This is a genomic window from Micromonospora sp. NPDC049201, assembly GCF_055586805.1.
Genome location: NZ_JBVJHM010000004.1, coordinates 367,580 through 390,504, shown reverse-complemented (window position 1 = coordinate 390,504; position 22,925 = coordinate 367,580). Strand labels below are relative to the sequence as shown.

Here is a 22,925-nt window from a genome sequence, read left to right as displayed (position 1 = left end):
GGAATGGGTGGACGACGACTCCGGGGCGGGTCCCTGGTGGCGGTGGGCCTGGTCGCGATGCTGGCCGTGGGCGCGTGCAGCGCCGGCGGGGACAGCGATGGGAGCAGCGGTGGCCGCGACGCGGCGGCACCGGCTGCCGAGGGTGGCGCCGCGCCGGACCGGGACCAGGCGGCGCCGGGCGGGACCGGCGGCGCCGACCTGCGGGTGGACCAACGGTCCATCATCTACACCGGCACGATGCAGGTGCGGGTGGACGACGTGGACGCCGCGGCGCGGGAGGCGACCACCGCGGTCACCGCGGCCGGCGGCTTCGTCGGCGGGGACCGGCGGTCCAGTTCGTCGGCGGACGCCCGGGCGGTGCTGACCCTGCGGGTGCCGGCCGACAAGTTCGCCGGCGTGATCGACCAGCTCGCCGGCTACGGCCGGCAGGAGCGCCGGGAGATCCGCACCGAGGACGTCACCGAGCAGGTGGTCGACCTGGACGCCCGGATCGCCACCCAGCGGGCCCGGGTGGAGAGCGCCCGCAAGCTGCTCGCCCAGGCGAGTTCCGTGGATCAGCTCGTCACGCTGGAGAACGAGGTGGGCACCCGGCAGGCCGACCTGGCCGCGCTGGAGGCACGCAAGCGCCGGCTGGCCGACCTGACCGCGCTCTCCACCATCACCGTGACGTTCCTGGGTCGCGACGCCAGCACCGCCGAGGAGGGTGCCGACCTCGGCTTCCTCTCCGGGCTGGGCGGCGGCTGGGCGGTGTTCCTCACCTCGGTACGTGTGCTGCTCACCGTGCTCGGCGCCGTGCTGCCGTTCGCGGTGGTGATCGGCGTACCGCTGTGGTTGCTGCTGCGCTGGCGGCGGCGGGTGCGGGCCCGGCGGACGCCGCCGCCCGGCCGGTACCCGATGGGACCGCCGCCGCCGGTCGGGCCGGGCGGCGGTCCGGTCAGCGCGCCGCCGCCAGTGCCCGCAGCGCGGTCTGGACCATGAGGCGTACGCCCGCCTCGATGGCGCGCTCGTCCACGTCGAAGGAGGCCCGGTGCAGGTCCATGTTGGGACCGTTCCGGCCGACGCCGAGGCGGGCGAGCGCGCCGGGCACGTGCTCCAGGTACCACGAGAAGTCCTCGCCGCCCATGCTCTGCGGCGTCTCGGCGATGCCCTCCGGCCCGAGCGCCGACGCGGTGGCGGCGGTGAGCACGCCGATGGCCCCGGCGTCGTTGGTCACCGGCGGGCGACCGCGCAGGTATTCCAGGTCGACGGTGGCGCCGGTGGGGGCGAGCACGTCCCGCACCACCTGGGCCACGATCTTGGGAGCCTGCTCCCAGGTCTCCCGGTCCATCACCCGCAGCGTGCCGGCGGCGGACGCCTCGGAGGGGATGACGTTGTAGCGGGTGCCGGCCGAGGCGTGGCCGAACACCAGCAGCAGCCCGCTGTTGGCCGGCACCCGGCGACTGATCAGCGTCGGCACCTCGGTGACCAGCCGGCCGAGCGCGTCGACCAGGTCGACGGTCAGGTGCGGCCGGGCGGTGTGCCCGCCCGGCCCGGTGAGCCGGACGGTGACGTTGTCGGCGGCGGCGGTGATCGGGCCGACCCGCAGGCCGACCTTGCCGACCGGCAGGTTCGGGTCGCAGTGCAGCGCGAAGATCTGCACCACGTCGTCGAGGCCGCCGGCCTCGATCACCTCCAGCGAGCCGCAGGGCAGGATCTCCTCGGCCGGCTGGAAGATGAGCCGCACCCGGCCGTCCAGCTCGCCGAGGTCGGCGAGCTGGGCGAGCAGCATGCCGACGCCGAGCAGCACGGCGGTGTGCACGTCGTGGCCGCAGGCGTGGCAGACGCCGTCCACCGTCGAGCGGTACGGCACGTCCTTCGGGTCGCTGAGCGGCAGCGCGTCGATGTCGGCGCGGAGCGCGACCACCGGCCCGTCGGGGCGGCCGTCGATGTCGCAGATGACGCCGTTGCCCTTCGGCAGCAGGCGCGGGCTCAGCCCGGCGAGGGAGAGTTCCCGGTGCACCAGGGCGGCCGTCTCGAACTCCTCGCCGGACAGTTCCGGGTGGGAGTGGATGTGACGGCGGGTCGCGATGAGGCCGGGCACCCGCAGCGCGAGCAGATGGTCGAGCTCGAAGGGCAGGGGCTGGGAACCGGTCGGCGCCTCGGGCCGGGACGACGCCAGCGGGCCGCCCGAGGGCAGCGTCAACGCACTCGTCACGTCGAATTCTCGATCACTTGAGAGGGATGGATCATCGGGCAGAACAGCAGACAGCCTAGACCCCCGACGGTGACGCTGCGCAACATCTTTCGCGTAGCGATCGGACCGCGCAGCGTCACGAATGCCCTGGTGGGAGCGCTCGAATATCTGCGGGACAGCAGGTAGATCGTGGTCGGACGCGGTCATCTGCCCCCCACCTCCTACAACGCGTAACCGATTCATCGATTACCAAAAGCCGAGTCGTCGTTCCGAATTGTCGCATTAGTCGCGGCAATTAACTGCCACTCCGACAATTGCCCGACAACCGTCGGCTGTCGGGCGACTCCCGACGGTGACATGGCCGTCCGCTCACCGACCGCACATGCTGTCCGTCCCGTTCACCCGAACGAGTTACCCGCCTGACAAAATCGCACACCCGCCAGAATGCGAACGGCGGCCCGCGCCGGGCACTGCCGGCGGGGCCGCCGTCACCGACGTCTCAGAACCGGTCACTCGGTCGGTGGACCCCCCACACGCCGCGCAGCGTCCCGCAGACCTCGCCCACCGTGGCCCGGGCCCGCAGCGCCTCCTTCATCGGATAGAGCACGTTCGCGTCACCCTCGGCCGCGGCGCGCAGCTCGGTCAGCGCCCGCTCGACCGCTCCCGGGTCCCGCTCGGCGCGCAGCCTGGCCAGCCGGTCGGCCTGGGCCGCCTCGATCGACGGGTCCACCCGCAGCGGCTCGTACGGCTCCTCCTCGTCGACCCGGAACCGGTTCAGCCCGACCACCACCCGCTCGCCCGCGTCGATCTCCTGGGCGATCCGGTACGCGGACTGCTCGATCTCCCGCTTCTGGAAGCCGGCCTCGATGGCGTCCACCGCCGAGCCGTGGTCGAACACCCGGTCCATCAGCTCGACCGCCGCCGCCTCCAGCTCGTCGGTCATCGCCTCGATCACGTACGACCCGGCGAACGGGTCGACGGTGGCGGTGAGATCCGTCTCGTACGCCAGCACCTGCTGGGTCCGCAGCGCCAGCCGGGCCGCCTTCTCGGTGGGCAGCGCGATCGCCTCGTCGAAGCTGTTCGTGTGCAGCGACTGGGTGCCGCCGAGCACCGCGCCCAGGCCCTGCACCGCCACCCGGACCAGGTTGACCTCCGGCTGCTGCGCGGTGAGCTGCACACCGGCGGTCTGGGTGTGGAACCGCAGCATCAGCGACTTCGGGTTCTTCGCGCCGAAGTCGTCGCGCATCAGGCGGGCCCAGATGCGGCGGGCCGCGCGGAACTTGGCGACCTCCTCCAGCAGCGTGGTGCGGGCCACGAAGAAGAACGACAGCCGGGGCGCGAAGTCGTCCACGGCCAGCCCGGCCGCCAGCGCCGCCCGGACGTACTCCACGCCGTTGGCCAGCGTGAACGCGATCTCCTGCGCGGGCGACGCGCCGGCCTCGGCCATGTGGTAGCCGGAGATGGAGATGGTGTTCCACTTCGGCACCTCGGCCCGGCAGTAGGCGAAGGTGTCGGCGACCAGCCGCAGCGAGGGCTTCGGCGGGAAGATGTACGTCCCCCGCGCGATGTACTCCTTGAGGATGTCGTTCTGGATGGTGCCGTTGAGCGCCCCGCCCGGCACCCCGGTCTCCTCCGCCACGAGCTGGTAGAGCAGCAGCAGCACCGAGCCGGGGGCGTTGATGGTCATCGAGGTGGAGACCTTGTCCAGCGGGATCCCGCCGAAGAGCGTGCGCATGTCCTCGATGGAGTCGATGGCGACGCCGACCTTGCCCACCTCGCCGTGCGCGATCGGGTCGTCCGAGTCGTACCCCATCTGGGTGGGCAGGTCGAACGCGACCGACAGGCCCATGGTGCCGGCCCGCAGGAGCTGGTGGTAACGCGCGTTGCTCTCGGTGGCGGTGCCGAAGCCGGCGTACTGCCGCATGGTCCACGGCCGGGACGTGTACATCGTCGGGTAGACCCCGCGGGTGTACGGGTACTCGCCCGGCTCACCGAGTCGGGCGTCCAGGTCCGCCGGAAGGTCGGCCGCCGTGTAGACGCCCTTGATCGGGAAACCCGACTCGCTTGACCGCGCATCACTCATTACCGGATGGTAGGACGCGGTCGCCGCCCGGTGGGTGAGGGATACCGCACACCGGCACCGGCGGCCCACCGGAGGTGAGTAGCTGGCCACATACCGTCGAGTAGGTAAACGCCCGCCGCGTCGGGTTTCGCATCGGGCGTCGGAACCAGCAAGATAGAGGGGTTGTGTCCCAGCCCCCTCGATATCCCCCGGTGGCTTTTCTGTGACTCAGATTCCGACGTGGAGCGGCGGACCGGCCAGTCCCCCCACTGGACGCGCGGCGCCCGGCACCACCATCGGTGGTCGCTACTCGCTGCGATCCCCGGTGGGCAACGGCGGCATGGGCACGGTCTGGCGGGCCACAGACACACTTCTGCGCCGCGACGTGGCGGTCAAGGAGGTCGTCCTCCCGCCGGGGCTCGCCCCCAGCGACCGCGACGCGCTCTACGAACGGACGCTGCGCGAGGCCCGCGCCGCCGCCGCGATCCAGCACCCGGCCGTGGTGCAGGTCTACGACGTGGTCACCGAGGGTGGCCGGCCGTGGATCGTGATGGAGCTGCTGGACGCCCGCAGCCTGGCCGACATGGTGATCGAGGACGGGCCGGTCGCGCCGCGTGCGGTCGCCAAGATCGGCATCGCGCTGCTCGGCGCGCTGGAGGTGGCGCACGCGCTCAGCGTGCTGCACCGCGACGTCAAGCCGGCCAACGTGCTGATCTGCTCCGACGGGCGCTGCGTGCTGACCGACTTCGGCGTCGCCCGGATGCCCACCGACGTGCAGCTCACCACGCCCGGCATGGTGCTCGGCTCGCCGCACTTCATCTCCCCCGAGCGGGCCATGGGCCAGGAGTTCGGCCCGCCCAGCGACCTGTTCTCGCTCGGCGTGACGCTCTACACCGCGGTCGAGGGTCGGCCTCCGTTCGACAAGGGCGACCCGATCGAGACCATGCACGCCGTGGTCGAGGACCCGCCCGCCACGCCGCAGCGCAGCGGCCCGCTCACCGGCGTGCTGATGGGCCTGCTGGAGAAGGACCCGGCCCGCCGCCTCGACGTGCACCGGGCCCGGGCCATGCTGCGCGAGCTGCTCGCCGGCCCGCTGACCAGCACCGCCACCGCGGTCAACTCGGTCACCGACCCGTACGCCGTGGTGCCGGTGCCGCGCCCGACCACGCCGCCGCCGGCCGCGCCGGAGCCGAAGCCCAGCGGGCAGATCGGCGGCCGGGCGATGATCGGCCCGAGCGAGTCGCTCACCGACCGCCTCGCCGCGCTGCGGCGCGGGGAGCGCCCCGCCGCGAAGCCGGCGACCGGCGCCGGGGCGCTCGACGAGACCAGCGCCGACGCGCTCGCCGGCCCACTGCACACGCCGACCGGCGCGATGTCCGGGCCGGACGCGCCCGAGGCCACCCAGCGCATCTCTGCGGACGCCACCGTCCGGTTCGACCAGGGCGCGGGCACGGACGCCACCCAGCACGTCCCCACCGCCACGCCGGCCACCTACGGCGGCAACGCCGACGCCACCCAGCCGGTGTACGGCGGCGGCGGGCAGTGGTCGGTGCCGGGCACCGGCCAGCCGTGGACCACGCCGGCCACCGCGCCGGCCGCGGGCGGGGGCCGGCCTTCGGGGCTGCTCGGCAAGGTCAGGGCGTGGCCCCGCAAGGTCCAGCTCGCCGCCGCCGGCGGCCTGGCCGTGGTGCTGCTGGTGAGCGTGATCGCGCTGACCAGCGGCGGCGGTGACGACACGCCGCCGCCGATCGTGGGCACGCTGCCGTCGAACTCGGCCGCCGCCGCGCCGGAGATGCAGGAGCAGACCGTCAAGGGCGTCACCATCCAGGTGCCGAAGGGCTGGCAGCGGCAGACCGGCGGTCTCTACGTCGACTACGTCGACCCGAACGACGAGGGCCGCAAGGTGCGGGTCATCGCGGAGGAGTGGGGCGGCACCTCGATCAGCTGGGCCGAGTTCGCCTCGCGCAACCTGAAGAAGAACAGCGCCAAGAGCAAGAACTGCCCGGCCCCCTACACCGAGGTGTCGGTCTCCGAGCAGCCGCTCGCCGGCCAGAGCGCGGGCCAGGTCGAGTACACCTGCGGCGAGGGCGACGCCATGCGGCACGGCATCTGGCGGGGCCTGGTCAAGGACGGCAAGGTCTACTCGTTCTACCTCTCCTCCACCGACGCACGGTTCGCCGAGAGTAAGCCGATCTTCGACGCGATGGCCGGTTCGTTCCAGCTCACGGCCGACAACTGAGTCGAGGCCGACGACCGGTGGTGATCCGTCGCCGTGCTATCAAGAGGCCATGGCGGCGGACACCACTGACCTTGACGACCTTCGCGTTTCAGCCGAGCGCTGGCTCGCCGACGACCCCGACCCGGCCGACCGGGACGAGCTGCGCGCCGTCCTCGACGGGCTGCCCGGCACGGCCGCCGAGCTGGCCGACCGGTTCGCCGGCCCGCTGACGTTCGGCACCGCCGGCCTGCGCGGCCCGCTGCGCGCCGGGCCCAACGGGATGAACCTCGCCGTGGTCACCCAGGCCGCCGCCGGGCTGGTCGGTTGGCTCGCCGCCCAGGGCGGCGAGGGCCCGCTGGTGATCGGGTACGACGCCCGGCGCGGCTCCCGCGCGTTCGCCGAGCGCACCGCGCAGGTGGCCACCGGCGCGGGCCGGCCGGCGCTGCTGCTGCCCCGCCCGCTGCCCACGCCGGTGCTGGCGTTCGCGGTCCGGCAGCTCGGCGCGGTCGCCGGCGTGATGGTCACCGCCAGCCACAACCCGCCGCAGGACAACGGCTACAAGGTGTACCTGGGCGCGCAGCTCGGCGGTGAGCTGGGCGCGGGGGCGCAGATCGTGCCGCCGGCCGACGCCGGCATCGAGGCCGCCATCCGGGCGGTCGGCCCGCTCGCCCGGGTGCCGCTCGGCCCGGCCGGCCAGGTGCTCGGTGACGAGCTGGTCGCCGCGTACGTGGACCGGGCCGCCGCGGTGGTGGACCCGGCCGGCCCACGCGACCTGAGGGTGGCGTACACGCCGCTGCACGGGGTGGGCGCGGCGGTGCTGACCGCCGCGTTCGCGCGGGCCGGCTTCGGTGTGCCCGGGGTGGTGCCCGAGCAGGCGGAACCGGATCCGGCGTTCCCGACCGTCCACTTCCCCAACCCGGAGGAGCCGGGCGCGGTGGACCTGCTGGTCGCGCTCGCCGACCGCACCGGCGCCGACCTGGCGATCGCCAACGACCCGGACGCGGACCGGTGCGCGGTGGCCGTACGCGATGCCGGGTCCTGGCGGATGCTGCGCGGCGACGAGGTGGGCGCGCTGCTCGCCGACCACCTGATGCGGCGCGGCGTGACCGGCCTGTACGCCACCACCATCGTCTCGTCGACGCTGCTGCGGGCGATGGCCGAGGCACGCGGGCTGCCCTACGACGAGACGCTGACCGGGTTCAAGTGGATCGTCCGGGCCGGCGGCGGCCGGGAGCCGCTGGTGTACGGCTACGAGGAGGCGCTTGGCTACTGCGTCGCGCCGGGGCACGTGCGGGACAAGGACGGCATCACCGCCGCGCTGACCGTCGCCGAGCTGGCCGCCGGCCTCAAGGCCCAGGGCCGGACGCTCACCGACCGGCTGGACGAGCTGGCCGCCGAGTTCGGCGTGCACCACACCGACCAGCTCTCGGTGCGGGTGGAGGACCTGCGGGTGATCGCCGACGCGATGGCGCGGATCCGGGCGGCCACCCCGACGTCGCTGCTCGGGCAGCCGGTCGCCGAGGCGTCCGACCTGCTCCCCGAGGCGAACGTGGTGATCCTGCGCACCGACGCCGCCCGGGTGGTCATCCGGCCCTCCGGCACCGAGCCGAAGCTGAAGGCATACCTGGAGGTGGTGGCGCCGGTGACCGACGGCGACGTGCCGGCGGCCCGCAGCCGCGCCCGGGCGGCCGTCACCGAGCTGCGCACCGAGATCGCCGCCGCGCTGGGCCTCTGACCGTGGTGCAAGCAGGGGCCCCCTCTTAACACCTGAGTGTGAGAAGGGGCCCCATCTATACCGGATGCGTTAACAGGGGGCCCCGCCTTACACGCTGGGCCGCTTGCCGAGGGCGGCGTCGACCGCCTGGCCCAGCGCGACGATCACCAAGCTGACCGAGGGGCGTACCACGCTGTCGTCCAGGCTCACCGTGCCGGAGAAGCCGGCGCCGGCCGCGATCTCCTCCAGGCGCTTGCCGGCGTCGTCGGCGGCAGCGCCGGTGAGGCCGAGCGCCGGTTCCATCCGCAGCACCGCGACCAGCGTGGCGAGCGCGGCGGTCCGCTCGTCCGGGAGCTGCCCGCTGGTCAGCGCGTCGGCCAGCCGCCGTCGGATGTCCGCCTCGACCGAGGCGTCCGCCACCGGGTAGCGGTGCACGTGGATGAAGCCCAGCTCGGTCTCGTCGACGTCGCGGACCACGCCGCGTTCGCAGAGGTCGCCGAGGATCTTGTCGCGCAGCCCGTGCCGCAGGCGCTGCACCCAGGACGACGGCGTGTGCGGGGTGTCCGCGGCCATCTTGGCGAGCACCGCGTCCGCGATCGGCTCGCCGGTCGGCGCCGGGTCGACCACCGCGAGGTTCCCGTCCGCGTACGCGATCCGGCCGGCCAGGGCCAGCTCGACCAGCACCGCCGCGGCCATGCCCAGGTCCAGGCTGATCCGGGGCATGGCGGCCTTGCCGGATTCGTCGTCATACGCGAGGAGGAGCAACTCCTCGGCGAGCGCAACACCAGTCATGGCCCGGAACGCTAGCGCCTCCCCGCACCCCGCGCACCAACTCTCCGGGGTCGCGTCCCCCCGGTCGCCTGATTCACGGAAAGCGGGCCTTTCCGGGGGGAAATGCGCCCTCTTTCCGTGAATCAGCGACAACCCGGGCGTCAGAAGCGGGGCATGCCGCCGAACTGGCGGTCGCCGGCGTCGCCGAGGCCGGGGACGATGAACATCTTGTCGTTCAGGCCCTCGTCGATGGACGCGGTGACCAGGCGCAGCGGGAGGCCGCTCCGCTCCAGCCGCTCGATGCCGACCGGGGCGGCCAGCACGCAGAGCACGGTGATGTCGGTGCAGCCCCGGTCGGCGAGCAGCCGGCAGCAGTGCTCCAGCGAGCCGCCGGTGGCCAGCATCGGGTCGAGCACCAGCACCGGCAGGCCGCTGAGGTCCCGGGGCAGCGACTCCATGTACGCCCGCGGCTCGTACGTCTCCTCGTCGCGGGCCAGGCCCACGAAGCCCATCGACGACTCGGGCACCAGGGCGAGCGCGGCGTCGGCCATGCCGAGCCCGGCCCGCAGCACCGGCACGAGCAGCGGCGGGTTGGCCAGCCGGGTGCCCTCGGTGGCGGTGACCGGGGTCTGGATCGAGTAGTTCTCGACGGGGAAGGAGCGTGCGGCCTCGTACACCAGCATGGTGGTGAGTTCGCGCAGCGCCGCCCGGAACGACGAGGAGTCGGTCCGGGCGTCCCGCATGGCGGTCAGTCGCGTCTGGGCGAGCGGATGGTCAATGACGGTTACGTCCACGATCGCTCAACCTACCGGTCCCCGGCCCGGCGTACGGCGGGTGCGGGCGGACCAGCGACACCGCTCACGTGTGCCGGATACAACCCCTCGGCCGTGACCAAGATCACTCGACTCGCGGGTGCGTACTATTCGGGGCATGACGGCGACAGCGACGTCGGCCCGGTCGGACCTCTCCGAGCTGGGACGATCCGAGACCGCTCTGCGGACCTTCCTGCACGGCCTACCGGGCGTGGACCAGGTCGGCGCGGAGCAGCGGGCGGCCCAGCTCGGCACCCGCTCCATCAAGACCACGGCCAAGGCCGAGGCGATCGACCTGGCCATCCGGATGGTCGACCTGACCACCCTCGAAGGGGCCGACACCCCGGGCAAGGTGCGGGCGCTGGCGGCCAAGGCGCTGCGTCCCGACCCGGCCGACCCGTCCTGCCCGCACGTCGGCGCGGTCTGCGTCTACCCGGCGATGGTCCCGTACGTGGCCGAGGTGCTGCGCGGCAGCGATGCCGGCTCCGGGCGGCCATCCGGCGGACCGGGACAGGCGCACGGCGCCGCGCCGGCCGGAGTTGGCACTGTGCACCTGGCCAGCGTGGCGACCTCGTTCCCGTCCGGGCAGGCCCCGCTGGAGATCAAGCTCGCCGACGTCCGGGTGGCCGTCGAGGCCGGCGCGGACGAGATCGACATGGTGATCAACCGAGGCGCGTTCCTGGCCGGCCGCTACCAGGAGGTCTACGACGAGATCGTGGCCACCAAGGAGGCCTGCGGGGACGCCCACCTCAAGGTGATCCTGGAGACCGGCGAGCTGGCCACCTACGACAACGTGCGGCGCGCGTCCTGGCTCGCCATGCTGGCCGGCGGTGACTTCATCAAGACCTCCACCGGCAAGGTCCCGGTCGCGGCCACGCTGCCGGTGACGCTGGTGATGCTGGAGGCGGTCCGCGACTTCCGCGCCGCCACCGGGCGGCAGGTCGGCGTGAAGCCGGCCGGCGGCATCAAGAACACCAAGGACGCGATCAAGTACCTGGTCATGGTCAACGAGACGGTCGGCGCCGACTGGCTCGACCCGGACTGGTTCCGGTTCGGCGCGTCCAGCCTGCTCAACGACCTGCTGATGCAGCGCACCAAGCTGACGACCGGCGTCTACGCCGGCCCCGACTACTTCACCCTGGACTGACCGCGATGTTCGAATACGCACCCGCCCCCGAGTCGCGCTCGGTGGTCGACCTCAGGCCCTCGTACGGGCTCTTCGTCGACGGAGAGTTCGTCGACCCGGCCGACGGTGGCAGCTTCAAGTCGATCAACCCGGCCTCCGAGGAGGTCCTGGCCGAGATCGCCGAGGCCGGCAGCGCGGACGTGGACCGCGCGGTCCGGGCCGCCCGGACGGCGTACGAGAAGGTCTGGGGTCCGATGCCGGGCCGGGACCGGGCGAAGTACCTGTTCCGGATCGCCCGGATCATCCAGGAGCGCTCGCGCGAGCTGGCCGTGCTGGAGTCGCTTGACAACGGCAAGCCGATCAAGGAGTCGCGCGACGTCGACCTGCCACTGGTCGCCGCGCACTTCTTCTACTACGCCGGCTGGGCGGACAAGCTGGAGCACGCCGGCTTCGGATCCGAGCCGAAGCCGCTGGGCGTGGCCGCGCAGGTCATCCCGTGGAACTTCCCGCTGCTCATGCTGGCCTGGAAGATCGCCCCGGCGCTCGCCGCCGGCAACACGGTGGTGCTGAAGCCGGCCGAGACCACGCCGCTGACCGCGCTGCTGTTCGCCGAGATCTGCCAGCAGGCCGACCTGCCGGCCGGTGTGGTCAACATCGTCACCGGGGCCGGCGACACCGGCCGCGCGCTGGTCGAGCACCCGGGCGTGGACAAGGTCGCGTTCACCGGCTCCACCGAGGTCGGCAAGGCCATCGCCCGCGCGGTCGCCGGCACCCGCAAGAAGCTCACCCTGGAGCTGGGCGGCAAGGCCGCCAACATCGTCTTCGACGACGCCCCGGTCGACCAGGCGGTCGAGGGGATCGTCAACGGCATCTTCTTCAACCAGGGGCACGTCTGCTGCGCCGGGTCCCGGCTGCTGGTCCAGGAGTCGGTCGCCGAACAGGTGCTGGAGTCGCTCAAGCGCCGGATGGCCCGGCTGCGGGTCGGTGACCCGCTGGACAAGAACACCGACGTCGGCGCGATCAACTCGGCTGAGCAGTTGGCGCGCATCCGCGAGCTGTCCGACGTCGGCGCCGCCGAGGGGGCCGAGCGCTGGTCGCCGCCGTGCGAGCTGCCGGACCGCGGGTTCTGGTTCGCGCCGACCATCTTCACCGGGGTCACCCAGGCGCACCGGATCGCCCGCGAGGAGATCTTCGGCCCGGTGCTGTCCGTGCTGACGTTCCGCACCCCGGCGGAGGCGGTGGAGAAGGCCAACAACACGCCGTACGGGCTGTCGGCCGGGATCTGGACCGACAAGGGTTCCCGGATCCTGTGGGTGGCCGACCGGCTGCGCGCCGGGGTGGTGTGGGCCAACACGTTCAACAAGTTCGACCCGACCTCACCGTTCGGCGGCTACAAGGAGTCGGGCTACGGTCGCGAGGGCGGCCGGCAGGGGCTGGAGGCGTACCTCAATGTCTGAGCGGGTCGCGGTACGCAAGACGTACAAGCTCTTCATCGGCGGGAAGTTCCCGCGCAGCGAGTCGGGACGGTCGTATCTCGTGCAGGACTCCAACGTGTCGCTGGCCTCCCGCAAGGACGCGCGGGACGCGGTGGTCGCAGCCCGGGCCGCGGTGAAGGGCTGGGCCGGAGCGACCGCGTACAACCGGGGTCAGATCCTCTACCGGGTCGCCGAGATGCTGGAGGGCCGGCGCGAGCAGTTCGTGGCGCTCGGCGTCCCGGCCGACGAGGTGGACGCCGCGATCGACCGCTGGGTCTGGTACGCCGGCTGGTCCGACAAGCTCCCCCAGGTCTACGGCGGGGCGAACCCGGTGGCCGGCCCGTACTTCAACCTGTCCGCGCCGGAGCCGACCGGCGTGGTCGCCGTGGTGGCCCCGGAGTCCCCGGCGCTGCTCGGCCTGGTGAGCGTGATCGCCCCGGCGATCGTCACCGGCAACACGGTGGTGGTGGCCGCCTCCCCGGCCGCGCCGCTGGCGGCGGTCACGCTGGCCGAGGTGCTGGCCACCTCCGACCTGCCGGGCGGCGTGGTGAACATCCTCACCGGCAGGATCACCGAGACGGCGCCGACGCTTGCCGCGCACATGGACGTCAACGCGATCGACCTGACCGGTGTGGCGGACGCCGAGCTGGCGGTGGAGCTGGAGGTCAAGGCCGCGGAGAACCTCAAGCGGGTGCTCCGGCCGGCCCCGGCCGACCACGACTGGCACACCGACCCGGGTCTGACCCGGATGACCACGCTCCTGGAGACCAAGACCGTCTGGCACCCCAAGGGCGTCTGACCCCCTCACCCCCGCAAGATCCCCGCACTTTCACGGAAAGAGTGGCCATCCGCGCCTGGATGGCCACTCTTTCCGTGAATCAGGGGCGGGAGCGGGGTGGGGGTGGGTGGGGGCGGCGGCGGGGGTGGGGTGGGTCTACTACGGGGGGTAGGATTGGCGGGTGACTCGGCTGGGGGACCTTGAGCGTGCGGTGATGGACGTGCTGTGGGACTCGGTGCCCGCCACGTCGGACGGGGTGACCGTGCGCGAGGTCGCCGACGCCCTCGACGGGCGTGAGCTGGCCTACACCACCGTGATGACGGTGCTGGACCGGCTCGCCGGCAAGGGCATGGTCCAGCGCGAGCGGGAGGGGCGGGCCTGGCGGTACCGGCCGGCGGCCACCCGCGAGGCGCACATCGCCCAGCTCATGCTCGACGCGCTCGATCTCGGCGGCAGCCGGGACGCCGCGTTGGTGCGCTTCGCCCGCTCGGTCACCGGCACGGAGGCGGACGTGCTCCGCGCCGCGCTCGGCGCCGAGGCCGGGCTGGCCGACCCGCGACCGGGCGGGCCGGCGCTCGACGAGGCGACGGACCGGTAGGCGGCTGTCGTGGCGTACGCCGTGCACTTCGCCGCCACCGTCCTGGCCTGCTGGCTGACCGCGCAGGTCCTCGCCGCCGCGCGGTGGACGTGGCGCGCGCCGCGGGTGGCGATCGTCTGCTGGCAGGCGGTCGGGCTGGCGCTGGGGCTGTCCGCCATGGGGCTGCCGATGGCGGTCGGGCTGGCCGCCTACGACCGGCCGACCGGGAGCGCACTGCTGGCGCTCGGTGACGACCTGGCCCACGGCACGCTGCCGGCCGGCCTGGGCGCGGTGCACCTCAGCCTGGTGGGGGTCGGTTTCGGCATCGGCGCGGTGCTGGTCACCACCACGGTGCGCGCCGTGCACGGCGCGGTCCGCGCCCAGCGCCGGCACCGGGAGCTGCTGAGCCTGGTGGCCCGGCGCGATCCGACGGTGCCCGGCGCGCTGGTGCTCGACCATCCGAGTGCGGCGGCGTACTGCCTGCCCGGGGTGCGTCCCCGCGTGGTGGTGAGCGCCGGCACCGTCGACCTGTTGGACCCGGCCGAGCTGGCGGCGGTGCTCACCCACGAGCGGGCGCACGCGCAGGAGCGGCACGACCTGGTGCTGCTGCCGTTCACCGCGTTGTGCCGGGCGCTGCCCTGGTTCCGCTGGGTGCGCGACGCGCACGCGCGGGTGGCGTTGCTGGTCGAGATGCGCGCCGACGACAAGGCCCGGGAGCTGCACGCGGACGAGCCGCTGGCCGGTGCGCTGCGTCGGTTCGCCGCCGCCGGGCACCGGGTGACGCCGGCCGGCACGCTCGGCATCGGCGACCGGGACCTCGACGTACGGGTGCAGCGTCTCCTGGTGGCGGACCGCCCGCCCCGGGTGCTCGGCGCCACCGCGCTGGCCGTCGCCGGCACGCTCGTCGCGCTGCCGGTCTCCCTGTTCCTGAGCTGAGCCGCCCCCTACGGGGTTACTCCGGGTTCACGGGTCCGCATAGGTAGAAAGTCTACGTGTAGGGTGCCTATGACAAGCGAGCCAACCCGTGGGAGAACGCGCCATGGACCCCCTGCTCCTCGCCCGCCTCCAGTTCGCCACCACCACCTCGATCCACTTCCTGTTCGTGGTGGTCACGCTCGGCCTGGTCACGCTGCTCGTCGGCCTCCAGACCGCCGGCTACCTCACCGGCAAGCCGGTCTACGAGCGGCTGACCCGGTTCTGGGGCCAGCTCTACGTGATCAACTACGTGCTCGGCATCGCCACCGGGATCGTGATGGAGTTCCAGTTCGGGCTGAACTGGAGCGGCCTGTCGCGCTACGTGGGCAACGTGTTCGGCGCGCCGCTGGCCATCGAGACGCTCGTCGCGTTCTTCCTGGAGTCCACGTTCCTCGGGATGTGGATCTTCGGGTGGCACCGGCTGCGGCGCGGCGTGCACCTGGCGCTGCTCTGGGGCGTCGCGCTGACCGCGTACGCGTCGGCGTTCTGGATCATGGTGGCGAACGCCTGGCTCCAGCACCCGGTCGGCTACGAGGTGCGCGACGGCGTGGCCCACCTCACCGACTTCGGCGCACTGGTCACCAACCCCACGTTCGGCTTCGCGTTCGGCCACGTGGTGTCCGCGAGCCTGGTCACCGGCGGGCTGCTGATGGCCGCCGTCAGCGCGTGGCACCTGCTCCGGCGCACCCCGGACTTCCTGCTGTTCCGCACCTCGCTGCGGCTCGGCCTGGTCGCCGCGGCGCTCGCGGTGAGCGCGTTGCAGGGCTTCGGCTTCGCCCAGTTCGGCCCGGTCGGTCAGCTCCAGCCCACCAAGTTCGGCGGCGGTCCGGACCGGGACGCGATGGTCGCCGACTGGACCGCCCGGTTCGGCCCGGGCGACTGGGAGCCGCCGGTGCTGTCCAGCGTCGGGCTCGGCTTCATGATCCTGATCGGCTTCGCACTCGGCTGCGTCTGGCTGCTGCTGCCGCTGCTCTGGCGCGACTGGATCATCCGGCTGCGGTTCCCGCTCTGGCTGCTCCTGCTCGGCCTGCCGCTGCCGTTCGTGGCCGTGCTGCTCGGCTGGATCGCCCGCGAGGTGGGCCGCCAGCCCTGGGTGGCGTACGGGCTGCTGCCCACCGAGCGGGCCGTCTCGCCGGTGTCGCCCACGCTGATGCTCGCCTCACTGATCGCGTTCAGCCTGCTGCTCGGCGCGCTCGCGGTCACCAACTGGACGCTGCTGGCCCGGCACGCCGCCCGGGGCGCGCTCGACCCCGCGCTGGGCCGCCCGCCCGCGCCCGACACCGACGCCCACCACCAGCCCGTGTTCGCCTGAGGGAGCCCGCCGTGGAACTCGCCTGGTACGCCCTGCTCGGCCTCTTCTTCGCCACCTACCTGGTGCTCGGTGGCTACGACTACGGCGTCGGCCTGCTGCTGGCCCGCCGTGCCGGAGCGGGCACCGGTCGGGCCGCGCTCACCGCGGTCGGGCCGTTCTTCCTCGGCAACGAGGTCTGGCTGGTGGCCACCGTCGGCATCCTGTTCGGCGCGTTCCCCACGCTGGAGGGTGAGCTGCTCGCCGGCTTCTACCCGGTGGTGCTGGGCGCGTTGGCCGGGGTGGTGCTGGTGACCGCCGGCGTGCAGTTGCGCGGCCGGGCCGGCGGCGAGGCGACCCGGGCCGGCTGGGACCGGATCGTGGTCGTCGGCGGCGTGCTGGCCGCGCTGGGCTGGGGCGCGCTGCTCGGCGGGCTGCTCCAGGGCGTGCCACTGACCACCGACGGGCACGTGGCCGGCGTCGGCCACGTGGTGACTCCGTTCGTGGCCGCCACCGGGCTGACGCTGCTCACGCTGGTCGCGGTGCACGGTGCGACGTTCCTCACGCTCCGGCTGCCGCCCGCCGACGCCCCGGCCCTCGCCCGGCTGGCCCGCGGCCTGGTGCCCGCCGCACTCACCGCGGTCGCCGCGACCACCGTCCTGGGCCTGCTCTCCGATCGGGTACGCGCCGCCGTGGCGCGACCGGCGCTCGCCGTACTCCTGCCGTTGGTGCTGGTGGGGGCGCTGCTGGTGGCCCGCGCGGCGCTGCGCCGGGGCCGGGCCGGGGTGGCGTTCGCGGCGACCACGACGGCGCTGGCGCTGCCGGCGCCGCTGGTCGGGGCCGCGCTCTGGCCCCGGATCCTGGTCGCCACCGGTGACCCGGCGGCCTCGCTGACGGTCACCGGGGCCGCCGCCAGCCGCCCGACGCTGGCGCTGCTGGGCTGGCTCGTGCTGCCGCTCCTGCCGGCCCTACTAGGCTTTCAGGCGATGTGCTGGTGGGTGTTCCGAGGACGGATCGACGGCAGGGCACCGGTGTACTGGTGAACCGCCGCCCGTTCGATCCGCGTCTGCTGCGCCGGGTCCCCGCGGCCCGGCGCGACCTCGCCGTGCTCGCGGTGCTGGGCGGCCTGACCGCGCTGCTGGTGGTCGCCCAGGCCACCGCGCTGGCCACGCTGCTGGCCACCGCGATCGACGGGCGGCTACACCGGCCGGCGCTCGCCGGTTTCCTGGCCGCGGTCGCGGCCCGGGCGCTGGTGAGCTGGGCGCAGGGCACGGTGGCGGCGCGGGCCGCCGCGACGGTCAAGGCCGCGCTCCGGGCCGACCTGCTCCGCGCGGTCGGCCGGCACGGTCCCACCTGGGTCGCCGGCCGGCGGGCCGGGCAGCTCGCCACGCTGGCCGGGCGCGGGCTGGACGCGCTCGACCCCTACTTCACCGGGTACCTCCCCCAGCTCGTGCTCAGCGTGACCGTGCCGGCGGCGGTGCTGGCCCGGATCGTGTTCGCCGACTGGAGTTCGGCGCTGATCATCGCGCTCACCATCCCGCTCATCCCGATCTTCGGCGCGCTGCTCGGCTGGCAGGCGCAGGCCGCCACCGAACGGCAGTGGCGACGGCTGTCGCTGCTCGGCGGCCACTTCCTCGACATGGTCGCCGGGCTGCCCACGCTGCGCGCGTTCGGCCGGGCCCGGGCCCAGGTCGACGTGGTGCGCCGGATGGCCGACGGCCACCGCGAGGCCACCATGCGGACGCTGCGGATCGCGTTCCTCTCCGCGCTGGTGCTGGAGCTGGTCGCCACGCTCTCCGTCGCGCTGGTCGCGGTGCCGGTCGGCATCCGGCTGCTCGGCGGCGGGATCACGCTCTCCACCGCGCTGCTGGTGCTGCTGCTCACCCCGGAGGCGTACCTGCCGCTGCGGGCCGCCGGCAGCCGGTTCCACGCCAGCATGGAGGGGCTCGCGGCGCTGGACGAGGCGTTCACGCTGTCCGCGACCGACGCGCCGACCGCCCCGGCCGCCGCCGGGGACGCGACGCCGGACGGCCGCGGCGAGATCCGCTTCGAGGGCGTGACCGTCGCGTACGACCGGACGACCGCGCTGCGCGACGTCACGCTGACCATCCGGCCCGGCGACCGGGTGGCGATCATCGGTCCCAGCGGCGCGGGCAAGAGCACGCTGCTCAACCTGCTGCTCGGCTTCGTCGCGCCGACCGCCGGCCGGGTCACCGTCGACGGGACCGACCTGGCCGGGGCCGACCCGGACGCCTGGCGCCGCGAGGTGGCCTGGGTGCCGCAGCGGGCACACCTGTTCGCCGGTTCCCTGGCCGACAACATCCGCCTCGGGGCGCCGGACACCCCGGACGACGCGCTGGCCGCCGCCGTCGCCGACGCCGCGCTGGACGAGGTGGTCAGCGCGCTGCCCGACGGGCTCGGCACCCGGCTCGGCGAGCGCGGCCACGGCCTGTCCAGCGGGCAGCGGCAGCGCGTCGCGCTGGCCCGCGCGTTCCTGCGGGACGCTCCGCTGGTCCTGCTCGACGAACCGACCGCCCGGCTGGACAGCGCCAGTGAGGCGGTGGTGCTGGACGCCACCCGCCGGCTGGTCGCCGGCCGGACCGCGCTGCTCGTCGCGCACCGGCCCGCGCTGCTGGCCGACGCCGACCGGATCCTGCGCGTCGAGGACGGCCGGGTCACCGAACTGCGCCCGACGACCACCGGCCCGGCGGTGGCCCGATGACGCCCCCCGCCCGCCCGGCACCCGCCGGCCGCGTCGGCAGGACGGTGACCGGCCGCGTCGGCACGACGGTGACCGGCCGCGACGCCCGCACGGCGGTGGCCCGGTGACCGCCGGCGACGGCGTCACGCCGGTGGGCCGGGTGCCCGCCGGGCCGACCGGGGTTCCGGTGGAGCCGTCCGGCGCGCCGGAACCGCCGGCGCCGACCCGTCGTGACGCCGAGCGGGTCGTGCTGCGCCTGGCCCGGCCGTACCTGGGCCGGCTGCTGGGTGCCGGGCTGCTCGCCGCGGCCACCGAGTTCGCCGGGTTGGCCCTGATGGCCACCGCCACCTGGCTGCTGATGAGCGCCGCCGGCCGGCCGCCGCTGGACCGGCTCACCGTGGCCATCGTCGCGGTCCGGGCGCTCGCGGTCGGCCGGGGCGTGTTCCGCTACACCGAACGGCTCGCCGGGCACGACGCCGTGCTCCGCATGATCACCGACGTCCGGGCCCGGGTCTTCGCGACGCTCGCGGCCCGGCGCGACGCCGCCGACCGGCGCACCGGGGACGCGCTCAGCCGGCTGGTCTCCGACGTCGAGGCGGCCCAGGACCTACTCCTGCGAGTGCTGGTGCCGGGTGCGGCGGCGGCGCTGGTCAGCCTGCTCGCCGTCGGTGGCGCCGCGCTGATCTCACCGCCGGCCGCCGGCGTCCTCGCGGTCGGCCTGCTGGTGGCCGGGGTGGCGCTGCCCGCGCTGGCCACCCGGCTCACCCGTCGGGCCGCCGACGAGGTGGCCCCGCTGCGGGGCGCGCTCGCGGTGGACGCGGTCGACCTCACCCACGGTGCCGCCGACCTGGCCGCGTTCGGGGCGGCCGACGCCGCGCTGGCCGCCGCGAACGGGCGGGCCGACCGGCTGGCCCGGCTGGAACGCCGGCTCGCCGCGGTCGGCTTCGCGGTGGACGCGACGGGCGTGCTGGTGGGCGGCCTCACCGCCGCCGCCGTGGTGCTCGTGGCGCTGCGCTCCGACGTGCGCGGGGTGCTGGTCGGCGTGCTCGCGGTGGGCACGCTGGCCGCCGTCGAGGTGGCGCTCGCCCTGGTCGCCGCCGCCCGGCAACGGACCCAACTCCGGGCCGGCCTGGCCCGGGTCGCCGACCTGCTCACCGAACCCGCGGCGCCGGCCCCGGGACGCCGGACGGGGCCGGCGCCGAGCGGCCACGACGTGCGCTTCGAAGGCGTGACGGTCCGCTACCGGGCCGGTGCCGCGCCCGCGCTGGCCGGGGTCGACCTCGACCTGCCGGCCGGCCGCCGGGTGGCCGTCGTCGGTCCGAGCGGGGCCGGCAAGAGCACGCTGGCCGCGGTGCTCACCGGCGCGGTCCACCCCGACGCCGGCCGGGTCACCGTCGGCGGCGTACCGGTGGCGGAGCACCCGGCCGGTCAGCTCCCCCGGGTGGTCGGCGGCCTGCTCGCCGAGGCGTACGTCTTCCACGCCACGGTGCGGGAGAACCTGCTGCTGGGCCGCCCGGACGCCGGCGACGCGGACCTGGCCGGGGCCACCCGGGCGGCCGGGCTGCTGGACTGGGTACGCGACCAGCCCGAGGGCTGGGACACCGTGGTCGGTGAGCAGGGCGGGCAGCTCTCCGGTGGGCAGCGGCAACGGTTGGCGCTGGCCCGGGCGTTGCTGGCCGCCCCGCCGGTGCTGGTGCTTGACGAACCGACCGAGGGTCTCGACCCGGCGGCGGCGGACGCGGTGCTCGCCGCCACCCTGGCCGCCACTCCGGCCGGGCACTCGGTGCTGCTGATCAGCCACCGGCTCAGCGGCCTGGCCGGGCTGGACGAGATCGTGGTGCTGGAGGACGGCGGCGTGGTGCAGCGCGGCCGGCACGAGGAGCTGGTGGCGCGTCCCGGCTGGTACCGCGAGCAGTGGCTGCGCCAGGCGGCGGCCGAGCGCGGATATCTGGCGCTCGCCCCCTGAGCCCGCAATGGGGGAATTCCCGGACGCGCCGGCGTGCCCCGGGTGGCAGGCTGGTGACCATGTGGGAGCTACCGGTCGAGGGCCGGCTGCGTGAGCTGTCCGGGCGGCTGCACGGGCCGACCCGGCTCAAGGCCGACCTGCTGACCGAGGCGCGGCACGCGCTGGAGGACGCCGTCGAGGCGTACCGGGAGGGCGGTCTGTCGCGGGCGGAGGCGGAGCGGCGTGCGGTGGCCGAGTTCGGCACCGTCGGCCAGCTCGCGCCGGGCTTCCAGGCCGAGCTGGCCGCCGGCGCGCTGCGCGGGCTGGCGCTGCGCACGCTCGCGGTCGCCGCGGTGCTGATCGCCGCCGGGGACCTCACCTGGACCGGGTCGAGCTGGAGCGCCGGCCCGCGACCGCCGGCGGGCTACCTGCTGCTCGCCTCGTCGATACACGGCATCTGGGGGACGATCGCCGGGCTGGCGCTGGCCGGGCTGGCGCTCGGCGCGCTCGCCGCCCGTCGGGACTCGCCGGGGCTCGTCCGGTCGACCCGCGCGGTCGGCTTCGGGCTGACCGGCGGGCTGCTGGTCGGCGCGCTCGCCGGCGGCGCCCTGTTCGGCTGGTCGGTGCGACTGTGGGACGCGGCGCTGACCTGGCCGCCGATGATCATCGGGGCGGTGGTGGCGTCGGCGGCCTGGTTCTCGCTGGCCCGGTCGGCCCGCTGGTGGCTGCTCAGCGCACGCGGCCCACGGTTCGCCCGTCGGTGAGGCGGCTCAGGCCGGTGTCGCAGACGGGCGGTGCCGGCCGGCGCGTCGCGGGCGGCTCAGGCGGTCGTCGCGGGCGGCTCGGCGGGGCCGAGGAATCGGCCCACGGTGGCGCTGAACTCGCGCCAGCCGGCCCGTTCCCCGGCCAGTGCCCGGCTGCCGGCGTCGGTGAGCTGGTAGGTGCGCCGTTCCCGGCCGTTGACGGTGCTCCAGGTGCTGGCCACCAGGCCGGCCCGTTCCAGCCGGCGCAACGCCGGATAGATGGTGCCGGTGGGCAGGTCCAGCGTGCCGCCGCTGCGGGCCCGCAACGCCTCGATGATCGCGTAGCCGTGCTGCGCGCCCTGTTCCAGCACGGCCAGCAGCAGTGCGTCCAGGTGTCCGTGCAGCGCCTGCGCCCTCATGCGTAGAAAGCCTACTTGTCGGGCGATCGGGACGCCACCGGGGTGCGGCTCCCGGTCGGAACCGGTTGCCCACTAGGGTATGTGCGCAGAGTCACTCGGCGGCGCGACGCCGCCGGGTGGGCACCCAGACGCACACGGAGGTCAGCGTGGCCCGCCAGTCGCCCCAACGGCCCGACGCCGACGAGCCCGAGCTCGACGACACCGACGCCTCGGCCGCAGCAGACGAGGTCGAGGTCGACCGCCCGGCGGCGGACCGCGCACTCTGGGACGAGGTGCGGATCGACCCGGTGGAGATCGCCCTGCCCGCCGGCACCGGCTTCACGCTGCGGGCCTACCGGCCGGCGCGCGAGCTGACCCCGACCGACGTCGCCGAGCGCGACCAGGACGATCCCTTCCTGGCCCGCCGTCAGGTCGTCGAGACCGAGGAGGACGAGGAGGTGGTGATCCTCGACGAGGAGTTCGCCGCCCTCTCCGCCGAGGAGGACGACGAGGACGAGAAGTCTGACGGGAAGCGCCGCCGCGGCAGGGCCGACGCGGACGCCGACGGCGCCGACGACGCCGACGACGAGGCGGTTCCCGGCGACGACGAGGCGGACGAGGACGAGGACGACGACGCCGCGGGCGACGAGGAGGTGCCGGTCTTCCTCACCCACAAGGGGCGGCTGCTGCTCTTCAAGACGCCGGAGTCGCTCGTCACTTTCATCCGTTCCGGTGCGCCCAACGACCTCTCTCAACTGGACAGCTGGAATGAACTGTCCGAACGGCTCGAACCGGCCGACGTGGCCCCGCTGGACGAGGACACCTACGAGCTCGACCTGGTGGTGGAGAACCTGCGCGGCGGGCACGACGCGTGGGATCCGGCGCTGCTGATCGAGGCCGGCGAGGTCGCCCGTGACCTGGCGTACGCCCTGCGGCTACCGGCCGTTCTGGACATGCTCTCCGCCGGCTCCAGCCTGGACGATCTGGATGAGGCGCTGCGTGCTTCCGCCAACGGCGGGATCGGTGGTTTCCTGGGTCGTCGCCGGCTGAAGAAAATCGGGGCACAAACCGCAAGTTTGGGTTGGCGCACCATTGTCGGCAAGATCTCTGCCGTCGTGGACTGGCGCGACTGACCCGGAGCGGGGAGCATCAGTCTCTGGCAGAGCAAG

General features: G+C 74.2%; 19 protein-coding genes. 14 read left to right on the top strand and 5 right to left on the bottom strand.

The annotated features are described in order from the left end of the window. Positions 1-3 precede the first annotated feature (3 nt). Complete coding sequence (locus tag ACZ6O5_RS11790; protein WP_465976441.1) at positions 4-978, top strand: DUF4349 domain-containing protein; 975 nt, start codon at positions 4-6, stop codon at positions 976-978. On the opposite strand, the gene ACZ6O5_RS11785 is transcribed toward ACZ6O5_RS11790, so the two are convergent. Next, positions 935-2,194, bottom strand: coding sequence for an amidohydrolase (locus ACZ6O5_RS11785; protein WP_281942918.1), 1,260 nt, complete (start codon positions 2,192-2,194; stop codon positions 935-937). The genes ACZ6O5_RS11790 and ACZ6O5_RS11785 overlap by 44 nt on opposite strands. A 478-nt stretch (positions 2,195-2,672) precedes the next feature. Further along, a complete protein-coding gene (locus ACZ6O5_RS11780; protein WP_465976439.1) occupies positions 2,673-4,256 on the bottom strand; it encodes an acyl-CoA mutase large subunit family protein in 1,584 nt (527 codons plus the stop codon). A 202-nt stretch (positions 4,257-4,458) separates the two neighbouring features. Here ACZ6O5_RS11780 and ACZ6O5_RS11775 point away from each other — a divergent pair, with 202 nt between their 5' ends. Both ACZ6O5_RS11775 and ACZ6O5_RS11770 read left to right on the top strand, forming a co-directional pair. Beyond that, a complete protein-coding gene (locus ACZ6O5_RS11775; protein ID WP_465976437.1) occupies positions 4,459-6,474 on the top strand; it encodes a serine/threonine-protein kinase in 2,016 nt (671 codons plus the stop codon). 49 nt (positions 6,475-6,523) lie between these two features. Continuing rightward, a complete protein-coding gene (locus ACZ6O5_RS11770) occupies positions 6,524-8,188 on the top strand; it encodes a phospho-sugar mutase (RefSeq protein WP_465976435.1) in 1,665 nt (554 codons plus the stop codon). 87 nt (positions 8,189-8,275) lie between these two features. On the opposite strand, the gene ACZ6O5_RS11765 is transcribed toward ACZ6O5_RS11770, so the two are convergent. After that, positions 8,276-8,959, bottom strand: coding sequence for a GOLPH3/VPS74 family protein (locus ACZ6O5_RS11765; protein WP_465976433.1), 684 nt, complete (start codon positions 8,957-8,959; stop codon positions 8,276-8,278). Between the two features lie 140 nt (positions 8,960-9,099). After that, positions 9,100-9,732 (bottom strand): uracil phosphoribosyltransferase, encoded by a 633-nt coding sequence (gene upp / locus ACZ6O5_RS11760; RefSeq protein WP_396772968.1) that lies wholly within the window; start codon positions 9,730-9,732, stop codon positions 9,100-9,102. A gap of 136 nt (positions 9,733-9,868) precedes the next feature. On the opposite strand from upp, the gene deoC reads away from it, so the two are divergent. The 10 genes from deoC (at position 9,869) to ACZ6O5_RS11710 (ending at position 21,379) form a co-directional block, all read left to right on the top strand. Then, on the top strand, positions 9,869-10,897 hold the full coding sequence (gene deoC / locus ACZ6O5_RS11755) for a deoxyribose-phosphate aldolase (protein ID WP_465976431.1): 1,029 nt from the start codon (positions 9,869-9,871) through the stop codon (positions 10,895-10,897). A gap of 5 nt (positions 10,898-10,902) precedes the next feature. Next, positions 10,903-12,333 carry an aldehyde dehydrogenase family protein gene (locus tag ACZ6O5_RS11750; protein ID WP_465976429.1) on the top strand — a complete coding sequence of 477 codons (1,431 nt, stop codon included), beginning with the start codon at positions 10,903-10,905 and terminating at the stop codon, positions 12,331-12,333. Next, positions 12,326-13,150: an aldehyde dehydrogenase family protein gene (locus ACZ6O5_RS11745; RefSeq protein WP_107157190.1), complete on the top strand. Its 825-nt coding sequence runs from the start codon at positions 12,326-12,328 to the stop codon at positions 13,148-13,150. Before ACZ6O5_RS11750 ends, ACZ6O5_RS11745 begins: the two co-directional genes overlap by 8 nt. 160 nt (positions 13,151-13,310) lie before the next feature. Beyond that, positions 13,311-13,727 carry a BlaI/MecI/CopY family transcriptional regulator gene (locus ACZ6O5_RS11740; RefSeq protein ID WP_107157189.1) on the top strand — a complete coding sequence of 139 codons (417 nt, stop codon included), beginning with the start codon at positions 13,311-13,313 and terminating at the stop codon, positions 13,725-13,727. Between the two features lie 9 nt (positions 13,728-13,736). Further along, the gene (locus tag ACZ6O5_RS11735) at positions 13,737-14,642 is read left to right on the top strand and encodes a M56 family metallopeptidase (protein WP_465976427.1); all 906 of its coding nucleotides are present in this window, start codon (positions 13,737-13,739) and stop codon (positions 14,640-14,642) included. Positions 14,643-14,745: 103 nt separating this feature from the next. Continuing rightward, positions 14,746-15,993 (top strand): cytochrome ubiquinol oxidase subunit I, encoded by a 1,248-nt coding sequence (locus ACZ6O5_RS11730; protein WP_465976425.1) that lies wholly within the window; start codon positions 14,746-14,748, stop codon positions 15,991-15,993. An 11-nt stretch (positions 15,994-16,004) separates the two neighbouring features. Next, positions 16,005-17,012 (top strand): cytochrome d ubiquinol oxidase subunit II, encoded by a 1,008-nt coding sequence (locus ACZ6O5_RS11725; protein WP_465976423.1) that lies wholly within the window; start codon positions 16,005-16,007, stop codon positions 17,010-17,012. After that, positions 17,009-18,691 carry a thiol reductant ABC exporter subunit CydD gene (gene cydD, locus ACZ6O5_RS11720; protein WP_465976421.1) on the top strand — a complete coding sequence of 561 codons (1,683 nt, stop codon included), beginning with the start codon at positions 17,009-17,011 and terminating at the stop codon, positions 18,689-18,691. Before ACZ6O5_RS11725 ends, cydD begins: the two co-directional genes overlap by 4 nt. A gap of 103 nt (positions 18,692-18,794) precedes the next feature. Then, positions 18,795-20,636, top strand: a complete 1,842-nt coding sequence (gene cydC, locus ACZ6O5_RS11715; RefSeq protein WP_465976419.1) for a thiol reductant ABC exporter subunit CydC — start codon at positions 18,795-18,797, stop codon at positions 20,634-20,636. Positions 20,637-20,695: 59 nt separating this feature from the next. Beyond that, on the top strand, positions 20,696-21,379 hold the full coding sequence (locus tag ACZ6O5_RS11710; RefSeq protein WP_465976417.1) for a permease prefix domain 1-containing protein: 684 nt from the start codon (positions 20,696-20,698) through the stop codon (positions 21,377-21,379). Between the two features lie 56 nt (positions 21,380-21,435). Here the strand turns inward: ACZ6O5_RS11710 and ACZ6O5_RS11705 are convergent, their stop codons facing one another. Beyond that, entirely contained in the window at positions 21,436-21,777 is a 342-nt protein-coding gene (locus ACZ6O5_RS11705) for a PadR family transcriptional regulator (RefSeq protein WP_465976416.1), read from the bottom strand. Between the two features lie 116 nt (positions 21,778-21,893). On the opposite strand from ACZ6O5_RS11705, the gene ACZ6O5_RS11700 reads away from it, so the two are divergent. Then, on the top strand, positions 21,894-22,889 hold the full coding sequence (locus ACZ6O5_RS11700; RefSeq protein ID WP_465976414.1) for a DNA primase: 996 nt from the start codon (positions 21,894-21,896) through the stop codon (positions 22,887-22,889). Positions 22,890-22,925: the final 36 nt, after the last annotated feature.

What these genes read in the sequence shown, in the direction of transcription:
- deoC (WP_465976431.1), top strand. Translation starts at nt 9,869, where the DNA reads ATGACGGCGACAGCGACGTCGGCCCGGTCGGACCTCTCCGAGCTGGGA.
- ACZ6O5_RS11770 (WP_465976435.1), top strand. Translation starts at nt 6,524, where the DNA reads ATGGCGGCGGACACCACTGACCTTGACGACCTTCGCGTTTCAGCCGAG.
- ACZ6O5_RS11750 (WP_465976429.1), top strand. Translation starts at nt 10,903, where the DNA reads ATGTTCGAATACGCACCCGCCCCCGAGTCGCGCTCGGTGGTCGACCTC.
- ACZ6O5_RS11710 (WP_465976417.1), top strand. Translation starts at nt 20,696, where the DNA reads ATGTGGGAGCTACCGGTCGAGGGCCGGCTGCGTGAGCTGTCCGGGCGG.
- ACZ6O5_RS11765 (WP_465976433.1), bottom strand. Translation starts at nt 8,959, where the DNA reads ATGACTGGTGTTGCGCTCGCCGAGGAGTTGCTCCTCCTCGCGTATGAC.
- ACZ6O5_RS11745 (WP_107157190.1), top strand. Translation starts at nt 12,326, where the DNA reads ATGTCTGAGCGGGTCGCGGTACGCAAGACGTACAAGCTCTTCATCGGC.
- ACZ6O5_RS11790 (WP_465976441.1), top strand. Translation starts at nt 4, where the DNA reads ATGGGTGGACGACGACTCCGGGGCGGGTCCCTGGTGGCGGTGGGCCTG.
- ACZ6O5_RS11705 (WP_465976416.1), bottom strand. Translation starts at nt 21,777, where the DNA reads ATGAGGGCGCAGGCGCTGCACGGACACCTGGACGCACTGCTGCTGGCC.
- ACZ6O5_RS11780 (WP_465976439.1), bottom strand. Translation starts at nt 4,256, where the DNA reads ATGAGTGATGCGCGGTCAAGCGAGTCGGGTTTCCCGATCAAGGGCGTC.
- ACZ6O5_RS11730 (WP_465976425.1), top strand. Translation starts at nt 14,746, where the DNA reads ATGGACCCCCTGCTCCTCGCCCGCCTCCAGTTCGCCACCACCACCTCG.